Below are 25,707 nucleotides of genomic sequence, written 5' to 3' on the forward strand. Positions count from 1 at the left end.
TTTAAGATTAGCAATTAACCGGGATTTCCCATCTCGACAATGTGTTTGAGAGCGTTTAATCACTCTCTTCCAAAAAGGTTTGTACTCGACCGTTTGGTCTCAAAACAACTCGAATTTTTGGGTTTTTTCCATTAGAAACTGCAGAAACAAACGGCTCGCCGGCTAATGGCATATTAATTTGCTCGATATAATCTGCTGCTGCTTTTCCCATCGGCACAATACTTTGAACTGACCCATTTTCATCGATCAGCACGCTGTATTCCAAAGTTTGTTCCATTCCTTCAGGAGGCTTCCAGCGTTCCTCAAAGTAAGTTCTAGCTTCTGAAACTTGAGGAATGGTATCAAATAAAGTGTGGTTTTTTTTGCTAGCCGCCACCTGGTTGTTATCCTCAGACTCCGCAGGCGGTTGAGCGTCCTCAAGGGCTGGGAGTTCGGTACTGGCGGGGGGGACAATCGGCTCGATGGGGCGGGGGAAGGGTTGCGGCGGGGGAACGGGAAATCGGGAAGCAGACAGGGATGGAGGCAGGGGGGGCGGTACGGCGGGAGCTAGTCTCGGCGGTAATGGGGGCAGCACGTAGGGTACTGGTGCGGGTGCTTGGGGGCGGCCCTGGGGCGGTTCTTCGGGGGCGGGAATAGTGATTGTTGACCCTTGAGGGAATGCTGGGGCGCTCTGTGGGGCGCTGGCTGCGCGGCCGTTGGGGGGAAATAGCAGGGGTGGCTGCTGGATGGGGCTGGGTTTGTTGGTGGGGGGAGTTGGCGCGAGGGCGATGGGGGGCAAGCTGGGGCTGGGGGAGGCGGCGGTGTTGATGGGCGGGGGCGGCAGCGGTGGTAAACCGGGTGTGGCTGCGGGTGTTGGTGCTGGGGGTGTCGGTAGGGCGGGAACTGGACTGGGGGAAACGCCGGCAGCTAACTGGGGGTTTCCGGGAGCGGTGCTCAATTGTGGATTGGCGGGGGCTGTGGCGGGGGCTGTGGCGGTTTGCGGGGATGTGGCGGTTCGATCGAGCATTTTGATGATTCCAGTCGTCAGGCCCGCGCTGGCGACCAGCATTGCTGCCACCTTGAGCCAGGGTGAGGACAGCGGCCGTTGGGACTCGCGGTTGAGGTTGGGAAGCGCCATCACTTCGGCGGCGCAGTCATCTAGCGCTGTGGCCAAGTCAAACAGTTGCAGGGTGCTCAAGGGAACTACTGGCCCGGATTCTGCGGCGCTCAAAGAGCCTAAAAACAAGTTGTGGGCGAGCAAGCCGCGGGGCTCTAAGCGGGGGGGAACCGGAAGGTAGGCTGTGTTTGGGGCGGAGGTTGCTAGTTCGGAAGTGTGGACGGATCGATCGAATATAACGGCATTACGCCCGACTTCTGGCGAGTCTGGACCTGCAGCGGTACGATCGGTTTGAGAGTTGAGGTTGCTTTCCCACTCGCGGGATTCGCCGAGCAAGTTTTGGACGTAGGTGCTGACAGCTTCGTGGAGGGTTTCGAGTTGAATTCGATCGCCCCTGAGAGTAACGTGTTGGCTATCTGGCAGCCTGGGGTCGTCGAGTCGCAGCTCGAAACTTAAAGATTTAAACACGGGTTGGCCCGCCCAGCGAGATAGAGGCGAACTTTTGGCTGCGATTTCCAGCGTGCAAGTGGGGGGCGTGTACCGTTTGAGAACCATAGCGAAGAAGGAAGAAGGAAGAAGGAAGAGGGAAGAAGGAAGAAGGAAGAGGGAATAACTATGTTTTATCTGATATTTTGCAGCATTCTTAACAAGCTTTTTTAGCAACAGGCAAGATGCCTGTTCCACAATAAATAAATTTTCTGGTGGAACAGGCATCTTGCCTGTTCCGGATGTTTGTGATTCTCGTTCCCATTATGCTTAGCTTAATTTTTAGCGCGATCTAGAAGTGCCAGCCAGAGGCGGCGGTGGCCGCCGGGACTGCTGTAAAATAGCAAATCGATCAGGAGTTTGAGCGCCAAATCAGTCAGTTCTCGGGCCGATAAATTGTCTGCATCTTCCATGCGCGAGCCATAAGTGTTGCTGAACCTGTCAATATAATCTCCTAACAAAGCGATTGTGTGAGGTTCGCGGTTTTGCTCTGCCATTTGTTCGAGCAAAGCAACAGCGCGGCGGATTAAAGCTTGGTGCTGTTTTGCCAAATGACAGCTTATCAAAACGAGCGATCGAGCTTCCTCCACATCTAGTTTTTTGCGCCCTCCGTGGCCTTTCCGCAGCGGGTTAGATTGGCGCAGCCGCCACAAAGCTACCCGATCGGCTACCATTGGCTCTAAATTCAGTTCGGCTGCTACCTTGAGCATCGCCTCTGAGCCAATTTCTGCCAGTGCTTCTAGGGCTAACAGCACTAAATCCAGTTGGGCTTTAATGTTGTCCAACTGGGTAGGTTCTGGTGCTTTTCGGGTCAATTCTTCCCAGTTGGGAGATTGGCCCCTTTCGTTTGTGGGAGCGGAGGGCTTTACGGTCGAGCGCATGGCTTCAGCACGGGAAATTAAGACTGGTTGAGGCTGGATATCAAACAGTATGCCGTGATTCAAGCTTTGCGGCCTGTGGGCAACAGCACATCTGTTAATTTGTCTCCATAGCTCGTTGCTTTGATTCCGGCAATCCTAACTGCTGGACGGAGTTGCGGGTGAAAAGTTGCGGGTGAAAAGTTGCGGTTTCAAGTTCGATCGATCGCAATCCGCAAAACCCAGAGATTTTTACTTCTAACCATCCTACGCCGCAGAGTGACCGAAATCAAATCAGTGCTTTGAAACGATCGGGACTTATATCAATGCAAAGATCCTAGCGCTCTCGAATGCTACTTATAGTCTGTCGCTACTTATAGTCTGTCAGATTATAGTTGTGATTGCTTCATCTGGCGCAATCTATGGATATTACGGAGCAATTTGGTAAAAAAGTTAGACATTTCCGAAAGCTCAGAAATCTTTCCCAAGATCAGCTTGCAGAACTATCTGAATTACATCGCACCTATATTGGTTCAGTTGAACGAGGTGAAAGGAATATAACGCTACTTAATGCCAGCAAAATAGCCAAGGCATTATCCGTTAGTCTAGCTGATCTGGTAACTGCTGATGACTGAAAGAAGACTAGAGCAAATTTTAGCAAGATACCAAAACTCATTTACCGAAAAAATTTATGCAGAAGAGAATGAAGAACACGATATCTTAATGGATGTGTTTGGTATTTCTCCAATAATAAAAAAAGAAAATAGGCAATATTGGAAGAGTTAGGTATGTGTTGGCAATTGTTAGTTACTGAAACGTGTAAAACATATTGCAGTAGCTTTCAGCCAGCATTTAAAGTTGGAAGCGATGAGCCGTGCGATCTGATTGTTGATGGGTACGCAATAGATACAAAATATCGTATTGGCTCAGGAGACTCTGGAACACTGAAAAAGTTCAAATCTTATGGCCCACTACTTCGTACTTATAATTACGAACCCGTATTTTTAATACTTAGACAAGATAATTTGCCCGCAGCTATTACAGCGTGCCAAGTAGGGACTTGGAAAGTTTACACTGGGGACGATTCGTTTAATTTTATACAAACAATAAGCGGGTTTGATTTAAAGTCATTTCTTATTGAAAAAGTGGGAGAATTCCCTGTATACCGCTGAAACTATCAAGGCGCTTGTTAATAATCTCTATGTAGTCAGGTACTATTTCAATGCCAACATACCTAATGCCAAATTCTTTCGCCGCCAGCAATGTAGTTCCCGATCCTGCGAAAGGATCGATTAGAATAGAATTTTCCAAACGCGGTACAAATATTTCGACCAGCTTTCTCATTAGAGCGATTGGTTTAACTGTGCAATGGACGTTAAACTCCTCGGTTTTCTCACGCTGTATACCTTCTAAAATATTTGACTGAAAACCACCAAACTGATCTTTAGTATAAAATAGACCAGTACCATACTCCTGTAGAGTTTCCAAGTAATTATTGACCAGTGGTTTTTGAAGTACGCAGATTGCTTCCCATTCGTTCCTCAGACAACTGTGCCAACCATCCCATTGTTCAGAATTTTCATATCCTTTCTTCTCTAACTGTTGTTTGATATTGACACCTTTAGGAATACCACTCGATCTTTTATAAACAAGAATATCTCTGGCATAGAAACCAGCACTTTCAAGTGCTACTTGTACGTGAGCAACCGTTCGTGTGCTATTGAAAACTAAAACTGTCGCACCCGGTTTGCAGATCCGAAAAAGCTGCTCACCCCACTCAAAGCACCACTTTTCATAATCCAGAGTGTTGTTGCGATTCCTTTGATACCATTTTTCGTTTCTGACTCCACCTGCTAAACCACTGCCATAGGGAATGTTTTTAACAAGGGTTTTATTTCTCTTGCCATTGACTCTTTCAATCCGCCTTTGAATTTCTGAGTCATCCCATTTATGACCAATAAATTCATAATTATAAGGTGGGTCAGTGATACAGGCAGAAATATAATTTTCTGGCAATGTCTTCATCACTTCACGACAGTCGCCAACCAAAACTTCATTTGAGGGAGTTTTTTTCATTAGTCAGGCAGTTACTAAAGTGGGAAAGCAACTCTTAATTATTCCACATTTGCAGTCTAGTATCCATTCCGGTTGCATCAGTATGATATGTTCGTTGCGACTTGTTTTGCTGCAGACAACTATATAATTACGAGTCAACCGGAAATGCGTAAATTTTGATTATTTCAAATAAACCACCGTTACACCTCCACCCCCTTCTTTTTGACTGGCGAGCTCAAAGCGGGAAACCTGCGGGTGATTCGCGAGGAACTCGTGAACCCCGCGCCGCAACTGTCCCGTACCTTTGCCGTGAATTATCCATAGCACTCCGTATTCCACGGCCTTGGAAAGAGCTCTGTCTATTTCGATTTCTGCGTCTGAGACTCTCGCACCCCGTAGGTCGATCGAATTATTAGCAGTGCGAATGGCAATTTCGGGATTGGGTTTTGGAGATTCCGCCGCTGCTTGCTTAGCTTTAGCGGTAGCGAGTGCTTGTGCTTGGGCTGCCGCCTTGGCTAATTGAGCTTTAGTTTCGGGTTTTTGACCGTCTAGGGATTCAATTTCTCCTAGTTTGACAGTCATTTTCATAATCCCAAACCGAACGCTCAACTCTTCGTTAGCATCGGGGCCGCTGAGGACTTCGGCGGTTTGGCCCAAGCTGGGAATGCGGATGCGATCGCCCACTTTCGGCATAAAACTCGGTTTGGGTTTAGCCGGTTGCTGTCGAGAGGGCAGGTGTTTTTGGGAAATTTGATTTAAGGTTTCTGTCGCTTCTTGGGCATTTTGAGCCGTCTGGTTGCCCGACTGCAAGCGACGAATGATTTGAGCAATTTCTGATTTTGCCGACCCTATCGCCTCATTTACTGCCACTTCCTGAGCTATTTTTAGTTCTCGCTCCCGCTCTTGCAAAGCGGCTGCTTTTTGAGAAACTTCTCTGTGCAGTTTTTCGGTTTGGTGTAGCAGTTGAGTTGCTTCTCTGGCCTTGGTTTCCTGTTTCCGGCGCTGTGCTTCGAGTCCAGCAATCACTTGATTGACATCTTGAGAGGCTCCCCCGACATAGGTTTGAGCTTCTTCGACTATGGATGCTAGCAAACCGAGTCTTTTGGCAATAGTGAGGGCGTTGGAACGTCCGGGAATTCCCCACAGCAAGCGATAGGTTGGCTGCATGGAATTGTCGTCAAATTCTACTGAGGCATTTTCAAAGCGGGAGTCTTGATATTTGAGGGCTTTGAGTTCGCCAAAGTGGGTAGTTGCAACTGTTAATAGGGAATGTTGGGCGAGGTATTGCAACAGGGCGATCGCCAATGCACTGCCTTCTGAGGGGTCTGTACCCGCTCCTACTTCGTCTAACAAAACTAAAGATTTGGGAATTGGTAATTGGGAATTGGTAATTGGGATTTGGGGTTGGGGAATTTGTAATTTAGGTTTGAGAATTGGGAGAGCAGAAACAGTGTTCTGTGTATCTGTGACTTCTTCGTCTTGCTGGTGGGAATTAGTAATTGGAAGGTTTGATTTTTCTTCCCCTTCAGCCGGGGATTTATTTTGTAAAACCTCTAAAATGCGGCTGATGCGGCGGATATGGCCGGAGAAAGTAGACAAACTTTGCTGCAAAGATTGTTCGTCACCAATATCAGCCAAAATATTGTCGAACCAAGGCAATTCTACGGGTTCGCGGGCGGCAACAAACATTCCTGCTTTCGCCATTAAAGCTGCCAAGCCCAAGGTTTTAAGGGTGACAGTTTTGCCCCCGGTGTTGGGGCCGGTGATGGCGACGACGCGGATGTGCGGCCCGATCGTTAAATCGACCGGCACGACTGGAAAGCCTTGCTCGTGCTGTTGCTGCCAAACTAATAAAGGATGGCGCAACTGGCGCAGGGTAATTTGCGATCGCAGGTTGCGAATTAATAATTGACTGTTTTCTGAGTTTTCCTCATCTTCTTTTTCTTCTTTTTCCTCATCTTCTTTTTCAGGATTTTTTGGTGCTAATTCTGGCTCTCCCAATTCGATAAATTTCGGCGGATTTGCTTGCAACCAAAAACTATAACGCGCTTTAGCGGCCGCTAAATCTAAAGTTGTAACTACAACCACCAATCTGTCTAAATCGGGTTTTACTGCTGCGACTTGCTCCGTGAGGGCGCGGCGGACTGCTTCTTCTTCGGCTTGTTCTTGCCGGAGCAACTGCCGCATTTGGTTGTTAAGATTGACTGTGCTGTGGGGCTCTACGTAGAGTGTCGCGCCGCTGGCCGAGGAATCATGAACGATCCCCGGTATGGCATCTTTTTGGGGAGCTTTGACGGGAATGACAAAGCGTCCGCTTCTTTGGGTAATTAGCTGTTCTTGTACGGCGTTGGATTGGCGCTGCAAAATCCCCTGCAATATTTGATAAATGCGATCGCGCAACTGTCGCATTTGAACTCTAATTCCTGCTAATTTAGGAGTGGCTCTGTCTGCTACTTGAGCGCGATCGTCTATACAGCGATGGATTTCTTGCTCTAGTTCGGGATAAGTCCGCAATTGGGCTGCCAGTTCTTTGAGCGTCGGCACATCTGCCTGAGAGTCAATTATCCGGCGCAATTGCCTTGCTCCGGCGAGGGTAGTAGCAATTGCCAGCAATTCTTCGCCGCTGAGCAAACCTTGGAGTTCGGCTCGCTGCAGGGAAGTGCCGATGTCTTGGATTCCTTCAAAACTCAAAGCACCGCCAGCGCGGCTCTCTAACTGATAAGTTTCCTGAGTTTGAGCGAGGAGTTCTGCTGTTTGAGCTTGAGTTGCCGGGATTGCGAGGTCAAGGGCGGCGGCGACGCCGAGTTTGGTGGCCGCGAAGGTAGCCAAGTGCTGACACAGGCGCGGCCATTCTAATAGTTCTAGTGTTTCGGCTTGAATCAAAGTTGAGGTGGTGTTGGTAATTGGCATTCCCAGGCGCTGACCGAGAAGGTGAATTTAACGATACTATTAATTAATTTTAAAGTTTTTTATTGTTTCCTGGCGCAATTTGAGAAAGTATCTGCGATCGCCCTCAGCAGTCTTTCGACCGAAAGCTCTGATGTAACATTAATTACGAAGGAGAAAATTGGCATTTTTGCATTACCCGTCTAAAATTATACCTTCTAGTGATACCATTCCCCAAAAAATATGCAAATTTAGGCAAGCTCCCAACTATTATTATACAGTAAGTCCTTCCCAATTTTTTACTCTAAAATATAAAATCTAAAATGGTATAAGCTATTTTTGGTTTTGAGGGAGCGGGTATGGGCTGTTTTTTGATGTAATTGAACTATTTTGGAATTTTAAATCTGTCAGCGCAATTCTGGCGGTTGTATCCTAAAAAGTAATTTGTGGAGGTGGTAGAAGTATGGCAAAGATTCTGGCGATCATCGCGGATACTGTGACTTTTCAAGTTGTCCAAGAGTTACTCAGCCAAGAGGGACATCAGGTGAGAGTCGTTCCCGACGATAAGGAGGGTTTAGAGTTGGCGAAGGAATTGTCCCCCGATGCGATAATTTGCGACGGGAGTTCGCCTCAAATCAACTTTTTGGAGGTGTGCCGGCTGGTGAAAGCCGAGCGAGAATTGGCGGCAGCCTATTTTATTCTGCTGACAACACCGGAGCAATTTGATGAAGTTCAAGCATTGGATGCGCCCTTTGACGATTTTCTGTTTAAACCGATAGTTAAGCAGGAATTATTGGCGCGGGTGCGTGCGTCTAAGCGATCGCACGAGTTGAGGGCGCAGTTGGAGTTAACCCAGCAAGAATTGGATCTGTCGCGCGATCGAATGCTGCAAACTGAAAAAATGTCTAGTTTGGGCGAATTGGTGTCTGGGATAGCCCACGAAATTAACAACCCAATTACTTTTATTTACAGCAATCTAACTCACGTCCAAAGCTACGCGACCGATTTAATTGAACTGCTGCGATTGTATCAAAAAGAGCTAGTCAATCCCGGATCGGAAATTCTGCAAAAGCAGCAAGATATGGATGTGGAATTCGTACTCGACGATTTATTAAAAATTGTGAGTTCCATGCGTACCGGGAGCGATCGCATCCGCCAAATAATTTTGTCGCTACAGGATTTTTCCCGCAGCGATCGATCGGGCTGGCAGTTATTTGATGTTTCCGACGGTTTAGAAAATACTCTGTTGTTGTTGCAGCACCGCTTGCCGGCTCGCGAGGGAAGGCGAGACATCAAGGTGATGAAACAATTCGGCAATTTGCCACAGATTGAGTGTTATGCAGGTCTGCTCAATCAAGCTTTTCTGAATATCATCAATCACGCGATCGATGCTTTGGAAGAGTCGGCTCAAGAGTTAGAGGAGTTGGAATCCATCAAATTTAAGCCCGTGATTTTGATTACCACTCAGGTAGTCGATGCTCAGCGAATTTCGATTGAGATTGCTGATAACGACATCGCACATAGCAAAGATATCACAGCCCAAATTTCCGATCCATTTTTGGGAGTAAAACCTGCGGAACCACCCATATCATCGGGACTTGCTCTCAGCTATCGGATAATTGTAGAGCAGCACAAAGGAGAGTTCAAGTGTTTTTCCGAACCGGGTAAAGGCACTAAAATTCAGATAGAGCTTCCGCTGCGTCACAGTTAATTAAGAGTATTTACCGTTGGTGGGGGCGGGTTTTTGCGATTGTTGGTTTGAGCCTGAGATTATGGTGAATCCGCCCCTACAATGACTGGATTTTTTTTATGTAAAATTTTGTAGAGGGAATAGCAGAAGTTATCGAGAAGAGACTTGAGTTGATATTCAAGAGATTTGAAGGAGAGAGGTCGAGAATAGAAATATGAATAATTCCCTGGAGAGGGGCAACCACGGGGGATTGCCCCTACAAAACACGGTTATGTAGATGTTGTGTGTCTAGGAGTGGAATAATTAAAGGGAGACTTGCGCGCCTTGAGTATCGAGGCCGATCGCACGCACCTCAGCCTTTACCCCAAATTCCATCCAAGCAGCCGCCATTTCCCTCTCAACCGCCTCAGCGTTAGCCACATCCGTTAAAGCTAAAAGCGTGGGCCCGGCACCGCTAATTACCATTTCATAGGCCCCTGCATTCAGGGCAGCTTGTTGCACCGCTTCATATCCCTTAATCAGAGATTGCCGGTAAGGCTGGTGAATTTTGTCTTGGAGGGCGCAGCGCAGCCAGTTTTCATTGCCAGTTTCCAAAGCCCGCACTAGCAAACCGAGGTGTGCAGCATTAAAAATCGCATCAGCCTTGCTGTAATCTGCAGGCAAAACTTTGCGGGCTTCGGCTGTAGACAGTTCAAAATCGGGGATGGCTACCACGGGCACAATATTCGGATGCCAGGGAATATCGCAAATTTGCCAGGAACCCCCCCCCTGCCCCCCCTTGCTAAGGGGGGGTGATTGTGTGAGCCCCGCGTCGGTAAGGGGGAATTCTTCTCTTAGCCCCCCCTTACTAAGGGGGGGTGCATTGCTAGCAGCGAGGCGACATCCTCCCAATAAAGCGGGGACAACGTTGTCGGGATGTCCTTCAAGTTCGATCGCCAATTGCATCACTTCCACCTGACTCAAAGGCGCACCGGCTAATTCATTTGCACCCACTAACCCACCGACAATAGCTGTGGCGGAACTTCCTAAACCTCTAGCCAGCGGCACTTGCATATGTATATGTATGGCTACGGGCGGCGGCGATTGGTTCAGGTGTTCGTATAACTTGACAAAGGCTAGATAAGCGAGATTGCTGTCATCTGTCTTGACTTTGGCGGCTTCTTTGCCTGTAACAGTAATTTTTAGTTTCTCGGTTGCTGAGGGTTCGAGTCGGGAGAATTGGAAGCGGTTGTAGAGGCTTAAAGCGGCGCCGATGCAGTCGAAGCCGGGGCCTAAATTGGCGGTTGTAGCGGGTACAGTAACGGTAACGGTGGAAGTTTCGGGCATTTTTTGAATAGTTAATTTGGAATGTTTAACCGCCGATGAATGCGGATGAACGCAGATCGAAGGATATTATACTATGTTTTCAAAAGCACTCTATTCTTGCAGCATTTGAAGATGCTTGATCGCATCTTGATAATCGTTGGTATTGCCGTCTTTTTGATAGAGTTCGGCTGCTTTTTGATAATCGGCGATCGCCCCGTCTTTGTCTTCTAAGAACTCGCGGACTCTGGCGCGGTTGTAGTAGGCGTCGCCGTAGTTGGGGTTAATTTCAATGGCGCGATCGAAATCTGCTTTAGCTGCTGGATAATCTTTGAGATTGCGGCCGTGGATGATGCCGCGTTTGTTGTGGGCTTTGGCGTAGTTGGGGTTGAGGCGAATAGCTTCGGTGTAATCGGCGATCGCCCCTTGAATGTCTCCAGCCTCTGATTTGGCTAAAGCACTATTGAATAAATCTTCAGCAGGATTTTGAACAATCGTTTTTTGAGCTATTAATATTGCTGAGGATTTAGCAGAGACAGCAGGGGATATATTACCAAAGATAGTAAAGATTACTATAGTAGCAATTAAATTGTAAAAAAATGATGATTTCATAATTTAGGCCAAAATTTGAGCGACAGAACAACTAAAACCGGGCAACAAAGGCGAAGTTAGTTCATCATTGCTCAACAGCGTAGCAATCAGCCTTAAACTTGCTTGTTCCCTGCGATAAACTTCTATTTGCTGCAATTGCCAATTCACAAGCCAGTATTCCTGCACTCCTCGCACCGAATAGAGTCTGAGTTTCAAATCTCGATCGCGTCTCTGATTGTCTGCACCGGGGGATAATACTTCAACAATTAACTCGGGTGCGGCGGTTAAATGGCCGGCTTCGTCTAGCAAGATAGCCAAGCGTTCATTGCTCGCCCAAACTAGATCAGGAATGACGTTATCAGCGTCCGTGAAAATAAGACCAGGATTTATTCCTGGTTCTCCTAAATTAGTCTCTCGCGACCAAGTATTAAGTTCTTGGTAGAGGTTGCCTATAGCCTTTTGATGCCCCCAATGCGGTGCTCTAGTCAGAAATAGCTCCCCATCAATAATTTCATAGCGATCGCCGTTATCGGGCAATAGCTCTAAATCGGCGCTAGTCCAGCGTACTTTATCCGATATTGTCGGGTTCATAAGAAAACTCGGTAAGTGGGAAACGAGCGAGGCTTGAGCCTAGAGAGGAAAACGACTCGGCGATTTCAATCGCCTTGAATCCCCTTACGGGGTAGAGGGGTATGGTTGCCCCTCTGGTGAGGTATGGTTGCCTCGTTCTCATGAAGGAGTAAAGTTCGCTTTGCCAAGGTTATAAAGGCTTTTTGCGCTTGCAGCACTGTTTCAGTGACTTTAAAACTGTTTAACTACAAGCGACAGAGCGGAAAACTAGCGTCGCATTCTCCGGTGTCGTGACCTAAATAACGTAGTCAGTGAAGACTTAGGCGGGTCAGTACAGCTTGGTTCGATTTCTCTTACAAGCTCAGTCCCTTTAGGGCTGAGTTACTGACACAAGCACTCTTGATAGGTGATAGAAACATTCTAAACGATCGAGCTTCTACACGATCCACGGCTTGAAACAATCGCCATACACTGAAATTTCGCTTTTTGCAGGCGAGACTCAGAATATTGAAACCCGCCTGGGCGCGGGTTTCGTTTTTGTAGACGCGATTTCGCATCGCCAAATTGTTCGATCGCCCAATTTAAAATTATTTAAAATTTCAAATCGCGCGATTACTTCAAAATAGTTTTAGAAGCAATCCGAGTTTTCTTGCGATCTGCTTCACTCAATTGTTCACCAGACTGCAAACGAGTAGCAGAAGTTTGCAGCACAGTTGCGGCACTTTTATCGCCCATTTGCAGAGCAGTTTTCGCAGCAGTTTGCAGCATTGTCGCCGCGCCGGCTCGATCGCCCTGTTGCAATCTAGTTTCGGCCAGTTGAGTTTGGCGGTATTTAGCCAAAGCTAAAATGTGCTGCTGTACCATCGGGTTAAGTGCCGGCTGATAAACTTTTAGGACATTAGCGGAAAGTGCAACAGGATCGGAAAGCAAACCTTGACCGACACTCGGATCGTCGTAGCGAATTTGCAATTGCCCGATCGCCTGTGTACCTTCGGGCAACTGTCCAATATAAATATTAGCCAAAACTACTCGCTCTATATCCTTCATTAAATCTCCCAAACGTACCATAAAGCGATCGCCCTCTTGCTGTACCGGTAATTCGATCGTATCCGGGGCAACTTGGGCGATCGGTTTGAGTTCGGCTAACCGCACTTTTGGCATTAGGGAAAATAGCAAATAAGCATTAGTCAAACCTACACCTTGGACGCGGCTAAACAGTTTACCAAACTCGTCAACCGCATCTTCAGGACGCTGAATGTGAGCCAGAGCACCGCCGCCTGCATCAGCAATCTTTTCCAGAATATCCTGGTTCCAGTTATCGCCAAATCCCAGAGAATTTAAAGTCATGTTGTAGTCGGCCGCCAATTTAGCCAACTTCAAACACCGGCTGTCGTCGCCGTGTTCGTTTTCGCCGTCAGTCAGCAGAAATGCCTGAGATATAGCTTCTTTTTTACCTTTGCCCAACTCTTCAATACCTAACTTAATGCCCTCATCAATTGCTGTGCCACCGGCAGATCGCAATTGCTCAATTTGCCGTTTAATGCTACTGGGGTCTCCCACAATTTGATTGGGGACGAGGACTTTGGCTTTATGGTCGAAAGCCACCGCGCAAAAGCGATCCCCGGGCTTCAACCGGTCTAGCAAGCGTCCGGCGGCTTGTTTGACGGTTTCCAAGGGGCGTCCGCCCATCGAACCGCTGTGGTCGAGAATCAGGCACAGGTTTAAGGGTACGCTGGAGTCGATCGAGCTTGCCGTCGCAGACACCGAAATCGCTAGCTGGCGCTGGGTCGAGGGCGCAGCAGCGTCAAGGTTCGGGTCGTTTAAAACCGGGAGCAAACTAACTTTCATGCGGGATACCTAAAGATTGCGTTAGTATTTCTTTAAGAATAGCTCCATCAGTTCAGGCAACATTTCGGTTATGTCAGGAACCTCAGCCTAAGTGCATGAGGCTTGTAAGAGATTCTTGCGAGCCGTCCTGACCAGCCTAAGACTTTCGAGGTCTACGTTTTTTGAGTCATGACACCCTGGGATGCGAAGCTAGTCCCCTGCCCTGTCATTTGCAGTTAAACAGTTTTAAGGTCACTGAAACAGTGCTGCAAGTTTAACAAGCTCTAAAAACAAAGGCGCGTGCTAACTTTACCCGTAAGGGAGTTTTGGAGAAGACCACATCTCCACGGAGGGGCAACCATACCCCTCCACCCCAATCCAATGTAAAGCCGTCCTAGAAGGACGGGGTTTCAGACTCATTTTTCTGATGAACACACCCATTAAAGCAGTGCAATCGCCATACTACGGGGAAGGGAACTCTCGGACGCCACCTCCCGATTTGCCATCCCTGTTGCTGAAGGAGCGGATCGTTTATCTGGGGATGCCTCTGGTGCCTGCGGTAACAGAACTGATTATCGCTGAACTGTTGTTCTTGCAGTACGAAGACCCGGATAAGCCGATCAAAATCTACATCAACTCGACCGGCACTTCTGGTTACAGTGGCGAACCCGTCGGCTTTGAAACAGAAGCCTTCGCTATCTGCGATACGATTAGGTACATTAAGCCGCCTGTGCACACTATTTGCCTCGGTTCGGCAATGGGGATGTCTGCGATGCTGTTAGCGGCTGGTACAAAAGGCTTTCGGGCGAGTTTGCCCCACGCTTCGATTGTGTTGCACCAACCCAAGGCTTACACGCGGGGTCAAGCAAGTGACATTCAAATTCGGGCTAAGGAAGTGCTGGCAAATAAAGCGACGATGCTTGAGATTTTTGCAAGCTGTACTGGCCAACCGATCGAAAAGATTACTAAAGATATGGATCGGTTGCTGTACCTGACGCCCCATGAAGCTAAAGAATACGGTTTGATCGATCGCGTTCTTGAAAGTTCGGAAGAATTGCCGAAACCGCTGCCTGCTGGAGTCATCTAACTGGGAATGGGGAATGGGGAATCGGGAATGGGGAATGGGGAATGGGTAATAGGAAATGGGGAATGGGCATGAGTAATAATTAAGGGTTAATGGCTAGTAGTTTCTACCCTGGTTAGTTATTCAATAGTCTTTTTATGACTAACAATTCCCAATTACCGATTCCCAATTACCGATTCCCAATCACCAATGCCCGATGCCCAATTCCCGATGCCCAATTCCCAATTACCAATTACCAATTACCAACTAAACGGAGTTCCGAATTATGCCTATCGGTGTGCCAAAAGTTCCCTACAAGATGCCGGGGGGTTATGATACTCAGTGGATTAATATCTACGATCGCCTCTACCGGGAACGGATTATTTTCTTGGGCAGGGACGTTGACGATGAAATTGCCAATCAAATCATCGCTGTGATGCTCTATCTTGATTCGGAAGATTCAGGTAAGGATATTATTTTATACATCAATTCCCCAGGCGGGATGGTGTCGGCAGGCATGGCTATTTTTGATACCATGCAGCACATTAAATCAGACGTGGTGACGATTTGTGTGGGCTTGGCTGCTTCGATGGGTTCTTTCCTGTTAGCTGCCGGTGCGAAGGGGAAACGGTTAGCTTTGCCTCACTCGCGCATCATGATTCACCAGCCTTCTGGGGGCACGCGGGGACAAGCAACGGATATTCAGATTGAGGCGAAAGAGATTCTGCGGCTGCGCCACGAACTCAATAATATCTATGCTAAGAATACTGGCAAGCCGATCGAGAAAATCGAGAAGGACATGGATCGCGACTATTTCATGTCCGCTGAGGAAGCCAGAGAATACGGCTTGATTGACAGAGTGATCGAAGATCGTCCGTAAGTTATTTTTGCGCTACCGTAGTGCGGGCAACCCTCGCACTACAACCTAGTTCGCAGTAAATTTTGGCAGAATCTTTACATTTAAGGATTCTGCCATATTTAACTTAACAGCCGGGAAGTCCAAGGCGTGTATAAGGCGGAGATATCTTGGAGGCGTCCGGGCGATCGCACTACCCCGAATAAATTCAGCAAGAGGATGAAAGGCGCGGCGGTCGGAGGTACGGAGCGAGTCAATTATACTTTGGGAGCATCCTGATTCTCAATGTATATTCTAAGCATTGAAACAGTAGCACCACTACAAGATGCGATTTTCTACTAACAAGTCTTGCGCTTTTAGCATTCACACATTATATTTGAGGAAGGTCGAAAAAAGGAAGATATCATTGCAGCTAACCTACAAGTACAAACTGAAACCCACTCGTCCCCAAGCAGTGACGATATCGACTCACCTGGAACTCTGCAGGCGACAGTATAATTACCGTTTGAGCGAGAGATTCAAATGGTGGGAAGCTACCAGAACACCCATCAATACTTGTCCTTTGAATGCTTCTATAGTCTCAGTAGAGGAAATCTACAAGAATATTCCTCTGACTAGAGTGCAAACCAGAGATGGCAGGAAAAAAGATGAAGCAGGCAATCCCATAACAAGAAAGGGTGATATTTTCTCAAATATTGATGGTGGTTATGTACAGTGGCAAACCGTACAGTTAGCTGACTTGAAAAACACCAAGAAACTATTTCCTGATTACAAAAAGTTGGATGCCCAAGTCTTACAGGATGTAGTCAACAGGGTAGAAACTTCTTTCTCAAACTTTACGATACTTGACAAGAATGGCCGCCGTAGGGGGAAGCCTAGATTTAAAGGTTTTCATTATTACAAATCGTTTACTTATCCTCAACTTGACAATTTGAATATTATCAAAGATGAGCAAAGCAGGATTTGTATTGACCTAGCGAAAATAGGTCAAGTGCCGATGGCATTCCACAGACCAATACCGAAAGGATTCAAGGTTAAGACGGGAACGGTTATCAGAGAAGCAGACGGATGGTATATTTCCCTAACGCTAGAAGATAAAACAGTGCCAGTAACGGTTGCAGAAATTCAACCGACTGCCGAAAACTGTCTCGGTATTGATTTGGGAATTACGAATTATCTCTATTTGTCCAATGGCGAACGAGTCGAAAATCCTAGATTTTTGAGAAGGTCTTCTGAGAAGTTGGCCAAACTTCAAGCGAGGTTAGCTAAAAGAGTTAAAGGATCTAAGTCTTGGAAAATTATCAAAGACAAAATTTCCAAACTTCATCAATTTGTAGCGAGAACAAGATTAGATTTTCAATTCAAGACTGCACATAAATTATTCAATAAGTGTGATGTTTTAGTTTTGGAAGACTTGAGTCTCAAGAATCTAACTAGACGCGCCCAAGTTAAGACTGATATTGAGGACGGCAATCTGGTCTACTTGCCCAACGGTCAAGCGGCTAAGAGTGGCTTAAACAAATCAATGCTTGATGCTGCTCATGGTCAGTTTGCTACTGTTATCAAATATGTCGCTGGTAAACTAGGTAAAAGCGTTGTATTCGTTGACCCGAAAGGCACTTCTCAACATTGTTGGAACTGTCTCAACAAAGTGCCTAAAGAATTGTCTGAGCGATGGCATTCTTGTCAGTGTGGCGAGGAACTCGAGAGAGATGAAAATTCAGCCAAGCTTATCAAAAAGATTGGCTTGAATTACGGAAGTGGCGGTGGTTCTACGTCACTCAAAAAAGCCCTTGCAAACAGGGAAAAAGAAGCCTGCAGTCTAACGATACTCCGTTGACCGTCAGGTTTGTTCACTGGTATTATCAACGCTCATTCATGCTAGATGGATATTGCAGATTATTACCGACAGTTAGGACTGAGGTCTGGCGCGAGTTTATCGCAAGTTAAGGCCTCTTATCGGCAGTTAGCCAGACAGTATCACCCCGATGTGAATCCGGGAAACGAACAGGCTAAGAATAAGTTTATTGCTATTACTGAGGCTTATAAGTTCCTGGTGAATGTTGCCCCCCACCATGTTGCGGAGTCGAAAGTTGCCAATTCAACTGTGCCGCCTACTTGGACACCGCCGGATCAGGAGGTGAAAGCTCAACCGCAGGCAGTTAAAGTGACTCGAAAAGAGGCTGCGGTTCAATCTAATGCGGATCTGTCGGCTGCGGAACAAAAGTTAAAGCAAGATGCTTATTTTGAGCTGCAGCAGTTGCTGAAATATCAGAGGTTCCCACGGGCGATCGCCTTGATTGAGGGTTTAGCCCAGCGGGTTCCCGAAGATTTGGAGGTGCGTCAGTGGCAGGCGATCGCCTATCAGCGCTGGGGACGACATTTGATCGGAGAAAAGCAGGTTGATAAGGCGAGAATTTATTTGAAAAAGGCTGTGAAAACTGACCCTCACAATCGGGCTTTGTGGGCGGAAGTTGAGCGCGATTTTCGCAGGTTGGAACAGATTTATTGAAGCGATGTTGCGTCCCCCTTTTGCAGGGGGTCTGCGTCGTGAATTTTTAATTTTTCTAAAATAACTTGGGTATTTTCAGGTCGGTTTTCCGGTAGCGGTTCCATCAATTCGTCGATCGACTCTAGGAGTAACGGGTCAATATCTACAGCCTGGTTCCTCCAATTAATTTTACCAGTTTTTTCATTAACGGGAAAGTTAATCGGCTCTATGCCTGTTAATAAATGTACAAAAGTACGCCCTAGGGCAAAAAAGTCCGATCGCACGCCTGCTTTACCTAGAATTTGTTCCGGTGCGGCGTATCCCGCAGAACCTATGGGTGCGGTCTCTATCTCTGCTTCTGTGGCGGCGCCGAAGTCAATTAATCTCAATTTCCCATTGGCTTCAAGCATCAGGTTGGATGGCTTAATATCCCGATGCACTACATGATATTTGTGGATTTCCTGCAAAATATTGCTCATTTGTTGCAGCCAATCAAGAGCGAGATTTTGAGAAACGTACTGTTTTTTAGTTAAGAATTCTGCCAAGTTTTCTCCGGTAATTTTTTCCATCACCAAACAAGACAATTTCTGGAAATTATTGGGGAGTTTAATTGGGAAATAACCGTCAGGTTCGACCTGGGGAACTGAGCCCTTTCCGGCCAGCCAAATCAAAACTCGCGCTTCTTGCTTGAACACGCGAACTAAATCGGGATTGTGTGTGTGTTTCAAGACTTTTAAAATTTTGACAGTGCCCCATTCGTTTTCCCCGGTTCCCAAGTCTTCAACTTCAAAGATGTCTGTGGGGCGTGCGGGATTGGGCGATCGCACTGGTTTAAGGATACGATAGCGATCGGCAATTAACAAATCCGTGCCACAAGCCTGACAATTTTGAGCAGCAGCAGGATTTTCACGTTGTTCGCATTGAGGATTGATGCAGTAAATCATCGGCCTTGATACGTCGACGACTGACGGATTTAACAAATTGATTCAATTATTAGCATAAAACCCAGCAAAACTAACCTTAAACGTTGTTGGCTCCTTCGATCCGCCAAGCGATAGCGATCGCCTTTTGCCAGTTTTCGGGAGTATCCTTCATCCCTAAGCCCTGATGCTTTCGCTTCCCCCCAAAAATGGGATTGTACTTGGTACTGAACTGTAACCGGAGTGAACCGTTATCGGACTGTACTTTGATCGTCTCAGGGGTTGCTTGTGATTTAGCGTACATATTGTTTTTTCAAGGTTCTGTAAGGGTTTTAGCCTTCTATCAAGTTTCTAGCAATCCTCGGTGAATCGAGCTGTGTGCATAGCGTGAATGAAGGCACAGAAACAATATAACACAGATAACCGATAGTGCATCCAGACTAGCGGTTGAAACCAAGGCCCGGTGGCTGCCAATAAAAGACTCAACATCTTTGGGAAAATATACTCACTTATTTGTCACAAATTTTACTACAAAAATGCTAAAAAATCAGCAACCAGAACACGGTCTTAATGTTTTAGTTACTGCTATTTTTTCTAAGGTACTTGGCGCGCTTTGAAGGCTACTTGAGACACGATAGACGGCAATACGCTTGAGTTAAAACTGTTTATTCCTCAGATATCTCCTTCCCCTCCTCGCCTCCCTTGGGGGACGCAAGAGCCAATTCTTGTCCCCCTTGGGGGGCGAGGGGGAAGCTGGCGGATTTGAACCGTATGGGGATAGAGGGCAAATCTCGCCATTACCTAAAGGCTCAACCCCTCAAATAAAATTCTCCCGCGCCAAAAGTTAGATTTCGGCGCGGGAGAAAAGGGATAGAGCTAAATGGCTCGTTTATTCCTCGTAGATGCGGCACTCAGCAGCGTCAGGATTGTCGTCGCAAAATTTTTCAAAAGAATTCTTAGGTTTGACTTGCTTTTGGTGGGAAGCTTCTGCTTGCAGTTCTTCAACTGCGTCCCACGCCGCCGCGCATTCCCCGGAAGTGGCGCCCTTGAGGTCACAGACGGTACGAGCGCTTTCTAGTTCTTCTTCAATTTTTTCTTGGATGTTGCCTGCGGGTGTTGTTGTCATAAAAATTGTTGGTAGGAAAGTGTAGGAGAATATGGTTGTCCCCGACCTATTTCTAGGTAATGTTAGCACGCGCCTTTGTTTAGTGAGCTTGTTCGGCTAACGGCACGTCCTTAACCCAAATAAAGATGTTGCCGGGTAAGGTTCGAGCGTCACCGCTCTCCCCTCCCCTAAGAACCGGACGTGAGGCTTTCGCACTCATCCGGCTCAAGCCTTATTTCAAGCTCGGAAAACTTGGGTTTTGAGTGTTCCTGATTATGGCACGTTTTGTGCAAGTGCCGAAGGTTTTCGATGTCGTCTCGTCCGCCTTGAGAAACAGGGATTATGTGATGGGTGTCTATTTCCTCTCCATTGAATAGAGGTTCGCCACAAGTTGGACATTTCCAGTTCTGGTTTTGAGCGATTTTGTAATTCCGAGAATTTTTAACCCAGTAGCTCTTACCGTATTTTTGGTGGCGATTATCCCAATACTCCTTTAGAGAGGAGTCATCCGGTGACGCTTCCCCCTTGACCTTTACATGGCGTTCAATGGGTGTGTATGCTATCGGGTAGAGGATTAAATATTTCTCTTTCCCTCGGCGGTCGCTAGTTGTTGTAGCGAATGTCCATGTATTGCCATTTATGGTCTTGAAGTAGCGTTTCCGAACCCATTTTGCGCTTTTCTGTGGGTGTCTACGCTTTGCCCATTGCCATAGGTATTGCCATACCCGGCATGAGATATATCCAAAGGTTTCCTTGCTAACTTGTCCTTTGTAATAGTTAGCAAAACCTCGAAGAATTGGATTGAGTTTTCTGATGACCCCCTCTTGTTCTACTCCGTTCATTGCCTTTATTTCTTTCCCGATTCGTTTACAAAAGTCTAAGACTTCTTCGATGGTTTGACTAGCAATTTGCCATTGTAATGGCGGTGGTTGTATCCAAGGAAATCAAAACCTTCATCCATTGACGTAATTAGCGTCTTTTCCTCGCTTAATTCGAGTCCTCTTTCTGATAACCATTGTTGAATCTGGATTTGGGCTTTTTCAAGACTTCCTTTGTCTTTGGCTGTGACAATAAAATCATCAGCATATCTGACCACGCCAAGTTTTGGGTTGGTGGATTTTATGTAATTTTCTAATCCATGCAATCCTATATTGGCAAGTAGGGGTGAAATAACCCCACCTTGTGGCGTACCCATCTCTGTTGGATTTAATTTTCCTTCAAAGAAGAATCCAGCTTTTAACCATCCTTGGATAAGACTTCTTTTGGGGAAGTTACTAATCTGGTTCAGGATAGATTCATGAGCAATGTTATCGAAAAATCCTCGAATGTCCGCTTCTAGTACCCATTTGTCATTACTTCCGTATCGTTTAGGCAGAACTCTATTGACGTTCTGTACAATGGCATCCTGACAACTTCTACCAGGTCTAAAGCCATAGGAATTTGGCTCAAACACGGCTTCCCATTCGGGTTCTAGTGAATTCTTAATTATTGCCTGTTCGATTCTGTCGCGCACGGTTGGGATTCCAAGCGGTCGTTTCTTTCCATTAGGTTTTGGTATCTCCACCCTTCTGGTTGGTTGGAGATTTCCCCCCTTCCAAGTATTTACCAGAGTCACCCTTTGCGCTGGGGTATTGATAATTTCTTTGTCAATTCCTGCCGTTGCTTTGCCTTTATTGGTCTGGGTGATACGCCGAACAGATAGTAATAAGTTTGCGTAGCTTCGTTGCATTAACTTCTGTAGACTCCTAAGAGTTTTGAAGTTACCAAGTTTTCGAGCACGAAAGATTCTTTGTCGTAGATTCCTAACAAGTTTGTTGACCTTTTGCCATTCAATATGGCTCCAGTCTTCTAGTTGTTTCTTCAGTCCGTTTGTTGACATTACTGCCCCCATCTAACTTGTCCTCAGATTTGGTTTCTTTGACATTTTGTCTTTTCGTATAAGACCCAGATGAAGTCTGCTATTCCTTTTGGTCAGAGGCAAATCTTGAACCTCTATCTAGTTCATTACAAACTAGCGTTTGCTTTTTCATCCATCCTCTACCCTCCAGAGATTTCGGTCTTCGTTGCCTTAGACTTACTAGAAGTTTTCGACCTCTTCTAGACTCTGTAGGGTTTACCTTGTTGTATCGTTTAGTTGTCTGTTCTTCCTTAGATGCTGTCTATTCTGCGGCGGGAATTGTATTCACACGATTTAATAACGATTAAATATTAAATCTACCCGCTTACCTTTTTGGTTAGAGCCTATCAGCCCTATTTGGCTCCCTTCGTTATGACGCAGTTTAAATGACAGTTCACGAGTGTTCATCATAGAAAAACTCCCTCTTGCTCCTTACCAGATTAGGCTTCCAGTAAGGGTTACTTCCGTGGTCTGCACTCCGCCTGTTTCATTACTTACTTGGGCGTGACCGAACTCTATAAGAGTCTTTTACGTGAGGGTAGAGGGTGTGAATCCCCTAGAGGAGTAGGCTCCTCAAACTAAACAACCTTTTCAAGTCGCGCTAACCGTTAACGACAGAGCAAGGGACTAGCTAAGCAGCCGCTTGGTGTCATAACTCAAAAAACGTAGACTTCTAAAGTATACGGCTGGTCAACTGTGGTTTAAGTCTTAGGCTCGAAGCGAGCGTGTCTTTAGACCTGGGTCGTTGACCTTATTAAGTAAGAAAGGTTTTCTTTTTGGATGTTAGTTTGGGTTGGATTTGCTGTTTCGGTCTGGCGACCCCAGCTAATAATAGCTTGAGATGCGCTGCTGTTGCAGCAGCCCAGAGAGAAACCATCCATAACTGCGAGCGCAGCAGCCGTCTCTACTTCCTGCTTTACTAGCCCGTAGGCGGATTCTAGTCCACAGGCATCAATGTAGGTCGAGCTGACCTTACTTTTGATGAAAACATTACACGAGGTTGGTGTGTCAAACTGTATTGAGCTTTATCTTTTAAGATTTAGCTGAATACGGCATTTAAGACCAAACAGATTAATGGGACACTCATGTTAACTTATGTTAACACAAGAACGGCAATCGATGGGGAATCGATCGCCCAAGAATACCGTCCCCCCAGTGGCCAGTTCCGGTTAGCCTAATGTATAGAGATAGTTTTATAGAGAAGTTTGCCTTATGTACACCCAAAACCAAATGCAATGGGTCAGCGCTTTATCAACCCGTCCCTCTTTGGAATCCGCCCTCAAAGAAGTTATAGAACAAGCCGATCGCGACCTAGAAGGCCCGGCTGATTTAGCGCTGATATTTATCTCGTCTGCCTTTGCCAGCGAGTATTCTCGGCTGATGCCTTTACTCCGAGAACTGCTGCCAGTGCCCGCGATCCTGGGCTGTGGCGGGGGAGGAGTCATCGGCACGAACCGGGGCGGCATCACCGAAGAAGTCGAGGGATCTCCCGCAGTCAGCCTCAGTCTGGCCCATTTGCCGGGAGTGAATGTCAGAACTTTTCACGTCGGTGCAGAAGAACTGCCCGACTTAGACAGTCCCCCGGATACTTGGGTGGATCTCTTGGGCGTGCCGGCCCAGGAAGAACCGCAGTTCATCATCTTGGCAGACCCCTTTTCCGCAAAAATTAACGATTTGCTGCAAGGGCTAGATTATGCCTATCCGGGCGCGGCAAAGGTAGGGGGGCTCGCCGGGGGGGACGGTGCGGGCAGGGGCGCGGCGCTGTTTTGCGACTATCAGCTTTACCGAGAAGGGACGGTTGGGGTAGCTTTGAGCGGCAATATAGTTTTGGAAACGATCGTCGCTCAAGGCTGCAGGCCGATCGGGCATCCTTATCGGGTGACGGAAGGAGAGCGGAATATTTTGCTCAAACTCGAAGAACAAACCGACGATACGGGCAGCGCGGGCATCGAGCGATCGCCCTTAGAGGCGTTGCGAGAGTTAGTTCAAACTTTGAGCGAAGAAGACCGAGAATTAGCTCAGCACTCGTTATTTGTAGGCTTAGTCAGCGATGAATTCAAGCTGACATTAGAGCCGGGAGATTTTTTAATCCGCAATCTGTTGGGAGTAGATCCGAAAGTGGGGGCAATTGCGATCGGCGATCGAGTCCGTCCCGGACAGCGCATCCAATTTCACCTGCGGGACGCGCGAACCTCCGCAGAAGACCTAGAAATGCTGCTCGATCGCTATCAGCGGGCCGCCGAGTACAGTGGTACCTCCAGCGCCGGCGCCTTGATGTTCTCTTGTCTGGGGCGCGGTGAAGGGCTTTACGGCGAATCGAACTTTGACTCCCGACTGTTCGGCCGATACCTCAAAAACATCCCGCTGAGCGGCTTTTTCTGCAACGGCGAAATCGGCCCAGTCGGCGGCAGCACATTTCTGCACGGCTACACCTCTGTATTCGGGATTTGCCGCCAAAATTCATAATTTGTGAACGGTTGGCTGTTGACTGTTGACTGTTGACTGATGACTGTTGACTGTTGACTGTTAACTGGGCTCTCCTGAGTTTATGGTGTAAAATGTACCTACTAATACATTTACCGTTATGAGCTTCCATCTAGACTATCTATTAGCCTTGCCTGGAGTCAGGGTTGAAACTTGTACTCAAGTTGAGGGAAAAATTTTCTTGGGACTGAGCATTTCATCAGAAGGAATTGTTTGTCATCATTGTAACAATCCTACCGAAAAACTGCATCAAAATCGACCAATTTTAGTAAGAGATTTGTCGGTTTTTGGTCGTCCTGTATATCTAAAAATCCCACGACGGCAGTTTTACTGTCCTTTTTGTCAACGGTATCCCACAGAAAAATTAGATTTTTTGGACGTTAAAAGACGGCATACTCAACGATATGAACAAGATATTTATGAGCGTGTCAAACAATCGAGCATGGAGCAAATTGGACGAGAAGAAGGACTGAGTTATGACGAAATAAAAGGAATATTTGAGCAGGTAAACACCCTCAAAAAAAAACCGAATTGGCAACGGGTTAAACGAATTGGTCTCGACGAGATAAGTATGCGCTCATGTCAAGGAAATTTTGTGACTGTTGTGAGTGACCTGGGCGAAGGTAATTTAATTGAGATGATTGATTCTCATCGCTGTGAAGAAATCATTGAAGTCCTTATAGAACAACCAATTGAAGTTCGTAAACAAGTTGAGGAAGTGAGTGTTGATATGTGGGGAGGATTCCCTAAAGTTATCAAAAAAGTATTCCCAAACGCCAAAGTTATTATTGATCGTTTTCATGTAATGAAAGTAGTTAACAAAGACGTAAATAAGTTACGTAGAGCAGCCGGAATAACAGACAGGCAAAGTAAAAATTTATTATTAAGTAATCGAGTAAATTTGAATCAAGAGCAGATTTATAAATTAGAATTAATACTAGAAAAATCCGAATGTTTGCGAATTGCGTATGAGATGAAAGAAAAATTTAGAGAAATATATGAGACTAATTTGACGGTCAAAGAAGGGCAGACAAAAATCAAAGAATGGCTAAATCATGCACAAGTATTTTTTAGAGAATCTGCATCAACAATTGAGAATCATTTTGAGGGTATTTGCAACTACTTTCTTCATCGCACCACAAGTGGAGTCATGTCAGGAATCAACAATCGGATTAAGTTGATAATGCGGCAAGGGTATGGTTTTTCTAATTTTAATAATTTTAGGAATCGCGTATTAGCTTGCTTTTCTGATTAGATAAACTTATAACCATAAGTTCAGGAGAGCCGTTAACTGTTGACTGTTGACTGTTGACTGTTGACTGTTGACTGTTAACTGTTGACTGATGACTGTTAACTGATGACTGTTAACTGTTGACTAATGACTAATGACTAATGACTAATGACTAATGACTGTTGAAAATCTAAAATCTAAAATCTAAAATCTAAAATCTAAAATCGCCTGATGACCAATAAATAGGGCTTGCTGAATATATCGGTCGCACTTGACGTGGCATGGGTTAAGAACTGGTGC

At 46.4% G+C, this 25,707-nt stretch carries 23 protein-coding genes; 9 read left to right on the top strand and 14 right to left on the bottom strand.

Translation table 11 applies throughout. The annotated features are described in order from the left end of the window. Window positions 1-55 precede the first annotated feature (55 nt). Window positions 56-1,810: a DUF4335 domain-containing protein gene (locus QUA00_RS11670; protein ID WP_333409711.1), complete on the bottom strand. Its 1,755-nt coding sequence runs from the start codon at window positions 1,808-1,810 to the stop codon at window positions 56-58. Between the two features lie 47 nt (window positions 1,811-1,857). Beyond that, entirely contained in the window at window positions 1,858-2,463 is a 606-nt protein-coding gene (locus QUA00_RS11675) for a DUF3038 domain-containing protein (protein ID WP_333409749.1), read from the bottom strand. Window positions 2,464-2,861: 398 nt separating this feature from the next. Between QUA00_RS11675 and QUA00_RS11680 the strand changes: the two genes are divergently transcribed. Beyond that, on the top strand, window positions 2,862-3,074 hold the full coding sequence (locus QUA00_RS11680; protein ID WP_333103771.1) for a helix-turn-helix transcriptional regulator: 213 nt from the start codon (window positions 2,862-2,864) through the stop codon (window positions 3,072-3,074). Further along, window positions 3,067-3,225 carry a hypothetical protein gene (locus QUA00_RS11685; protein ID WP_333306964.1) on the top strand — a complete coding sequence of 53 codons (159 nt, stop codon included), beginning with the start codon at window positions 3,067-3,069 and terminating at the stop codon, window positions 3,223-3,225. The genes QUA00_RS11680 and QUA00_RS11685 overlap by 8 nt, the downstream gene beginning before the upstream one ends. Window positions 3,226-3,573: 348 nt before the next feature. Here the strand turns inward: QUA00_RS11685 and QUA00_RS11690 are convergent, their stop codons facing one another. Both QUA00_RS11690 and QUA00_RS11695 read right to left on the bottom strand, forming a co-directional pair. Then, window positions 3,574-4,515, bottom strand: coding sequence for a site-specific DNA-methyltransferase (locus tag QUA00_RS11690; RefSeq protein WP_333142145.1), 942 nt, complete (start codon window positions 4,513-4,515; stop codon window positions 3,574-3,576). A 159-nt stretch (window positions 4,516-4,674) separates the two neighbouring features. Further along, window positions 4,675-7,377 carry an endonuclease MutS2 gene (locus QUA00_RS11695; RefSeq protein ID WP_333409750.1) on the bottom strand — a complete coding sequence of 901 codons (2,703 nt, stop codon included), beginning with the start codon at window positions 7,375-7,377 and terminating at the stop codon, window positions 4,675-4,677. Window positions 7,378-7,843: 466 nt separating this feature from the next. Between QUA00_RS11695 and QUA00_RS11700 the strand changes: the two genes are divergently transcribed. Next, entirely contained in the window at window positions 7,844-9,091 is a 1,248-nt protein-coding gene (locus QUA00_RS11700) for a response regulator (RefSeq protein WP_333409712.1), read from the top strand. Window positions 9,092-9,373: 282 nt separating this feature from the next. Here QUA00_RS11700 and thrB read toward each other — a convergent pair whose 3' ends face one another. The 4 genes from thrB to QUA00_RS11720 all read right to left on the bottom strand — a co-directional run bounded on the left by thrB (window position 9,374) and on the right by QUA00_RS11720 (window position 13,381). Continuing rightward, entirely contained in the window at window positions 9,374-10,396 is a 1,023-nt protein-coding gene (gene thrB, locus QUA00_RS11705; RefSeq protein WP_333409713.1) for a homoserine kinase, read from the bottom strand. A gap of 90 nt (window positions 10,397-10,486) precedes the next feature. After that, on the bottom strand, window positions 10,487-10,984 hold the full coding sequence (locus QUA00_RS11710) for a tetratricopeptide repeat protein (protein ID WP_333409714.1): 498 nt from the start codon (window positions 10,982-10,984) through the stop codon (window positions 10,487-10,489). 3 nt (window positions 10,985-10,987) lie between these two features. Then, window positions 10,988-11,554: a Uma2 family endonuclease gene (locus QUA00_RS11715; protein ID WP_333409716.1), complete on the bottom strand. Its 567-nt coding sequence runs from the start codon at window positions 11,552-11,554 to the stop codon at window positions 10,988-10,990. 591 nt (window positions 11,555-12,145) lie between these two features. After that, on the bottom strand, window positions 12,146-13,381 hold the full coding sequence (locus QUA00_RS11720) for a VWA domain-containing protein (RefSeq protein WP_333409718.1): 1,236 nt from the start codon (window positions 13,379-13,381) through the stop codon (window positions 12,146-12,148). Between the two features lie 406 nt (window positions 13,382-13,787). Between QUA00_RS11720 and QUA00_RS11725 the strand changes: the two genes are divergently transcribed. Then, entirely contained in the window at window positions 13,788-14,447 is a 660-nt protein-coding gene (locus tag QUA00_RS11725) for an ATP-dependent Clp protease proteolytic subunit (protein WP_190741967.1), read from the top strand. 262 nt (window positions 14,448-14,709) lie between these two features. Continuing rightward, a complete protein-coding gene (locus QUA00_RS11730) occupies window positions 14,710-15,303 on the top strand; it encodes an ATP-dependent Clp protease proteolytic subunit (RefSeq protein ID WP_333044307.1) in 594 nt (197 codons plus the stop codon). Window positions 15,304-15,401: 98 nt separating this feature from the next. On the opposite strand, the gene QUA00_RS11735 is transcribed toward QUA00_RS11730, so the two are convergent. Next, complete coding sequence (locus tag QUA00_RS11735; protein WP_333409720.1) at window positions 15,402-15,536, bottom strand: hypothetical protein; 135 nt, start codon at window positions 15,534-15,536, stop codon at window positions 15,402-15,404. 149 nt (window positions 15,537-15,685) lie between these two features. Here QUA00_RS11735 and QUA00_RS11740 point away from each other — a divergent pair, with 149 nt between their 5' ends. After that, window positions 15,686-17,119: a transposase gene (locus QUA00_RS11740; RefSeq protein WP_333409721.1), complete on the top strand. Its 1,434-nt coding sequence runs from the start codon at window positions 15,686-15,688 to the stop codon at window positions 17,117-17,119. A 45-nt stretch (window positions 17,120-17,164) separates the two neighbouring features. After that, on the top strand, window positions 17,165-17,791 hold the full coding sequence (locus tag QUA00_RS11745) for a J domain-containing protein (protein ID WP_333142152.1): 627 nt from the start codon (window positions 17,165-17,167) through the stop codon (window positions 17,789-17,791). Here the strand turns inward: QUA00_RS11745 and QUA00_RS11750 are convergent. The 5 genes from QUA00_RS11750 to QUA00_RS11770 all read right to left on the bottom strand — a co-directional run bounded on the left by QUA00_RS11750 (window position 17,785) and on the right by QUA00_RS11770 (window position 21,674). Further along, window positions 17,785-18,714, bottom strand: coding sequence for a serine/threonine-protein kinase (locus QUA00_RS11750; RefSeq protein ID WP_333409723.1), 930 nt, complete (start codon window positions 18,712-18,714; stop codon window positions 17,785-17,787). The two genes, QUA00_RS11745 and QUA00_RS11750, sit on opposite strands and share 7 nt — an antisense overlap. 76 nt (window positions 18,715-18,790) lie before the next feature. Then, a complete protein-coding gene (locus QUA00_RS11755; RefSeq protein ID WP_333142154.1) occupies window positions 18,791-18,994 on the bottom strand; it encodes an Arm DNA-binding domain-containing protein in 204 nt (67 codons plus the stop codon). A gap of 585 nt (window positions 18,995-19,579) precedes the next feature. Further along, window positions 19,580-19,816, bottom strand: a complete 237-nt coding sequence (locus QUA00_RS11760; protein ID WP_190662788.1) for a Calvin cycle protein CP12 — start codon at window positions 19,814-19,816, stop codon at window positions 19,580-19,582. 167 nt (window positions 19,817-19,983) lie between these two features. Further along, complete coding sequence (locus QUA00_RS11765; protein WP_333409725.1) at window positions 19,984-20,637, bottom strand: group II intron maturase-specific domain-containing protein; 654 nt, start codon at window positions 20,635-20,637, stop codon at window positions 19,984-19,986. A gap of 35 nt (window positions 20,638-20,672) precedes the next feature. Then, a complete protein-coding gene (locus QUA00_RS11770; protein WP_333409726.1) occupies window positions 20,673-21,674 on the bottom strand; it encodes a reverse transcriptase domain-containing protein in 1,002 nt (333 codons plus the stop codon). A gap of 1,230 nt (window positions 21,675-22,904) precedes the next feature. On the opposite strand from QUA00_RS11770, the gene QUA00_RS11775 reads away from it, so the two are divergent. Then, complete coding sequence (locus QUA00_RS11775; RefSeq protein ID WP_333142156.1) at window positions 22,905-24,158, top strand: FIST N-terminal domain-containing protein; 1,254 nt, start codon at window positions 22,905-22,907, stop codon at window positions 24,156-24,158. A gap of 118 nt (window positions 24,159-24,276) precedes the next feature. Beyond that, on the top strand, window positions 24,277-25,431 hold the full coding sequence (locus QUA00_RS11780) for an ISL3 family transposase (RefSeq protein WP_333142157.1): 1,155 nt from the start codon (window positions 24,277-24,279) through the stop codon (window positions 25,429-25,431). Window positions 25,432-25,707: the final 276 nt, after the last annotated feature.

The sequence above is a fragment of the Microcoleus sp. T2B6 genome (genome assembly GCF_036700475.1).
Lineage (GTDB): Bacteria > Cyanobacteriota > Cyanobacteriia > Cyanobacteriales > Microcoleaceae > Microcoleus.

Bases quoted from the DNA above. Each gene is read 5' to 3' on its own strand.
- QUA00_RS11730 (WP_333044307.1), top strand. From the start codon at position 14,710: ATGCCTATCGGTGTGCCAAAAGTTCCCTACAAGATGCCGGGGGGTTAT.
- QUA00_RS11720 (WP_333409718.1), bottom strand. From the start codon at position 13,381: ATGAAAGTTAGTTTGCTCCCGGTTTTAAACGACCCGAACCTTGACGCT.
- QUA00_RS11780 (WP_333142157.1), top strand. From the start codon at position 24,277: ATGAGCTTCCATCTAGACTATCTATTAGCCTTGCCTGGAGTCAGGGTT.
- QUA00_RS11670 (WP_333409711.1), bottom strand. From the start codon at position 1,810: ATGCCTGTTCCACCAGAAAATTTATTTATTGTGGAACAGGCATCTTGC.
- QUA00_RS11700 (WP_333409712.1), top strand. From the start codon at position 7,844: ATGGCAAAGATTCTGGCGATCATCGCGGATACTGTGACTTTTCAAGTT.
- QUA00_RS11750 (WP_333409723.1), bottom strand. From the start codon at position 18,714: ATGATTTACTGCATCAATCCTCAATGCGAACAACGTGAAAATCCTGCT.
- QUA00_RS11690 (WP_333142145.1), bottom strand. From the start codon at position 4,515: ATGAAAAAAACTCCCTCAAATGAAGTTTTGGTTGGCGACTGTCGTGAA.
- QUA00_RS11755 (WP_333142154.1), bottom strand. From the start codon at position 18,994: ATGTACGCTAAATCACAAGCAACCCCTGAGACGATCAAAGTACAGTCC.
- QUA00_RS11685 (WP_333306964.1), top strand. From the start codon at position 3,067: ATGACTGAAAGAAGACTAGAGCAAATTTTAGCAAGATACCAAAACTCA.
- QUA00_RS11775 (WP_333142156.1), top strand. From the start codon at position 22,905: ATGTACACCCAAAACCAAATGCAATGGGTCAGCGCTTTATCAACCCGT.
- QUA00_RS11675 (WP_333409749.1), bottom strand. From the start codon at position 2,463: ATGCGCTCGACCGTAAAGCCCTCCGCTCCCACAAACGAAAGGGGCCAA.
- thrB (WP_333409713.1), bottom strand. From the start codon at position 10,396: ATGCCCGAAACTTCCACCGTTACCGTTACTGTACCCGCTACAACCGCC.
- QUA00_RS11745 (WP_333142152.1), top strand. From the start codon at position 17,165: ATGGATATTGCAGATTATTACCGACAGTTAGGACTGAGGTCTGGCGCG.
- QUA00_RS11680 (WP_333103771.1), top strand. From the start codon at position 2,862: ATGGATATTACGGAGCAATTTGGTAAAAAAGTTAGACATTTCCGAAAG.
- QUA00_RS11715 (WP_333409716.1), bottom strand. From the start codon at position 11,554: ATGAACCCGACAATATCGGATAAAGTACGCTGGACTAGCGCCGATTTA.
- QUA00_RS11765 (WP_333409725.1), bottom strand. From the start codon at position 20,637: ATGAACGGAGTAGAACAAGAGGGGGTCATCAGAAAACTCAATCCAATT.
- QUA00_RS11770 (WP_333409726.1), bottom strand. From the start codon at position 21,674: ATGTCAACAAACGGACTGAAGAAACAACTAGAAGACTGGAGCCATATT.
- QUA00_RS11760 (WP_190662788.1), bottom strand. From the start codon at position 19,816: ATGACAACAACACCCGCAGGCAACATCCAAGAAAAAATTGAAGAAGAA.
- QUA00_RS11710 (WP_333409714.1), bottom strand. From the start codon at position 10,984: ATGAAATCATCATTTTTTTACAATTTAATTGCTACTATAGTAATCTTT.
- QUA00_RS11725 (WP_190741967.1), top strand. From the start codon at position 13,788: ATGAACACACCCATTAAAGCAGTGCAATCGCCATACTACGGGGAAGGG.